Origin of the sequence: Stieleria sp. (assembly GCF_041595215.1) — a bacterium.
Classification (GTDB): domain Bacteria; phylum Planctomycetota; class Planctomycetia; order Pirellulales; family Pirellulaceae; genus Stieleria; species Stieleria magnilauensis.
Genome location: NZ_JBFHKV010001328.1, coordinates 1 through 2,029, shown reverse-complemented (window position 1 = coordinate 2,029; position 2,029 = coordinate 1). Strand labels below are relative to the sequence as shown.

Below are 2,029 nucleotides of genomic sequence, written 5' to 3'. Positions count from 1 at the left end.
GCCGAGACGGTTCGTGAGATCAGTCGTCGCTTGTTCAAGTCCCTATCGCCCGGCGGATGGTTGATCACGGCGTCGGGCGATCCACGGCTGGTCGAACATGCCGACTATGAGGTCGTTGCGTGCGATCACGGTGTGTTCTATCGCCGTCCGCTGGATGCCGAATCGACGGCAAAAACGGCGACCAGCGGGCGATCGCGTTCCAGCCCCTTGACGGACGTCGATGCCCGCCAGCGGTCGACCGAACGGGCGTCCGAAAGACTGACTGCTCGAACACTGACTGCTCGAACACTGCTTGCCACGCCACCCTTTCCTGCGCCCGCGGACCCGGTGACGAAACACCTTGCCTCGGTCACGAGCTTCAACGCCGGCGACGAATTCGGGGAGACGAGTTCGGCGCGGGAACGGGCGGACGATTCCGATGCGTGCCTGGCGCAGATCAAATTGGTCGCTGCGACGGATCCGGACCGGGCGCTTGAAATCTGTCGCACGGCCACGGTGCGGCATCCGTTGGTGGAAGAGCTGCATTATCTCCATGGAGTCTTACTGGCCGACGCGGATCAGCCGCTGATGGCACTCGAATCGATACGAAAGGCGATTTTTCTTAACCGATCTTCGGTGATGTCGCATTTTCTATTTGCGTCCATCCAGCGCCGGCAGGGACAATATGTCTCAGCACGCAAACACTTTCGTCGGGTTTGTGAACTGTGCGCCCTCGGGAATCCGAACGATGTGTTGCCGATGTCCAACGGCGAGACGGTAGCCGATATCGCCGTCGCGGCGCAGTCACAACTGTCACGAATCGAATCGAGGCGAGATCCATGATGATCAACGAAGGATCGCCCAGGGAATCATTCGACTGGCAAGGCATCAAGCAGCGTCTATCGCGTGCACAAGAGTCGCTCCGCAGCGCGGAAAACCTGTCCGACGCGCAAATCAAGTCGCTGATGGCCGAACGGTCGCGGCAACTCGCCCGCGTTCCCGAACGCGTGATCGATACGAGTGAGTTGATCGAAGTGGTTCGCTTTCGTCTCGGCAGCGAAGAAGCGGCAATCGAAACGCGATTCGTGCTGGCGCTGATGCAACCGCAGTCGATCACGCCGATTCCCGATACCGATGACTTTTTCTTGGGGCTGACGAATCTGCGTGGCGAGATCACGGCCATCATCGATTTGGGATGTTTCCTCGGGCTTTCCGGCCAAACACAACGCGATTCCCAGGTGCTGGTTCTGGGGACGGAAAAACCCGAGTGTGCGATTCTGGTGGACGAACTGGAGCACGTGACCACGATCCGCAAGCAAGATATCCGTGAACCGAGCGGCGGATTGGGAAGTGTCGTCGATCTGTTGGTCGGCTGCACCGCCGACGCGGTCATGATTTTAGACGGCGACGCGTTGCTTCGATGCGACCGCATTTACATTGATCAGAACGATCAACCTTGATTGACCATCCCCCTTCGATCGAGCATCCCGGCATGAGTTGGTCCGAACGATTTCAATCGATCTCCCTGCGTTGGCAGTTTAGCGCGTTGACGGCGATTGCGATTGTCATCTCGATGGCTGCGATGGGACGGATCGCATTCAACCGCAGCCGCGACGTCGTGACGGACATGACGTTGGATAAGATGCGGGCGGAAACCGACGCGGTCGCCAATCAGATCATGAGCGTCGTCGACCAGACCCGAGCGGACACGCTGACCATCCCCACGTTTCCACCGATCCCCGGAATCGTCAGGTGCTGGGAAAACGAGATCAACCCCGGGAAAGACCCGGTCCAAGTCGGATCGACCACCGAACTTTGGATCACCCGGCTGGGGCAAATCGTTTCGGCGCAAATGGCGTTTTATCCCGAGCGGATTCGCTGCGCGGTGTATGACGCCGACGGCGAAGGCGTGATGGCGGTGGAGAAGCAGGGGACGTCATCGGTGCTGATCACCGAAGGGATCGCGGCGATCACCACGGAAGGGTATTTCTTGTCGGCGTCCGGTTTGAAGCAGGGGCAGGTACACATTTCGCCGATGATCCAAGACCGG

3 protein-coding genes are annotated in these 2,029 nt (G+C 59.2%); all 3 read left to right on the top strand.

Features of this window, described 5'->3' with window-relative positions:
* A partial coding sequence (locus tag ABX749_RS31005; RefSeq protein WP_372899441.1) for a hypothetical protein occupies window positions 1–822 on the top strand: 822 nt, incomplete at its 5' end.
* The gene (locus ABX749_RS31000; RefSeq protein WP_145207466.1) at window positions 819–1,439 is read left to right on the top strand and encodes a chemotaxis protein CheW; all 621 of its coding nucleotides are present in this window, start codon (window positions 819–821) and stop codon (window positions 1,437–1,439) included. The genes ABX749_RS31005 and ABX749_RS31000, both read left to right, overlap by 4 nt.
* On the top strand, window positions 1,436–2,029 hold a 594-nt coding region (locus ABX749_RS30995), incomplete at its 3' end, for a hypothetical protein (protein ID WP_372899440.1). The genes ABX749_RS31000 and ABX749_RS30995, both read left to right, overlap by 4 nt.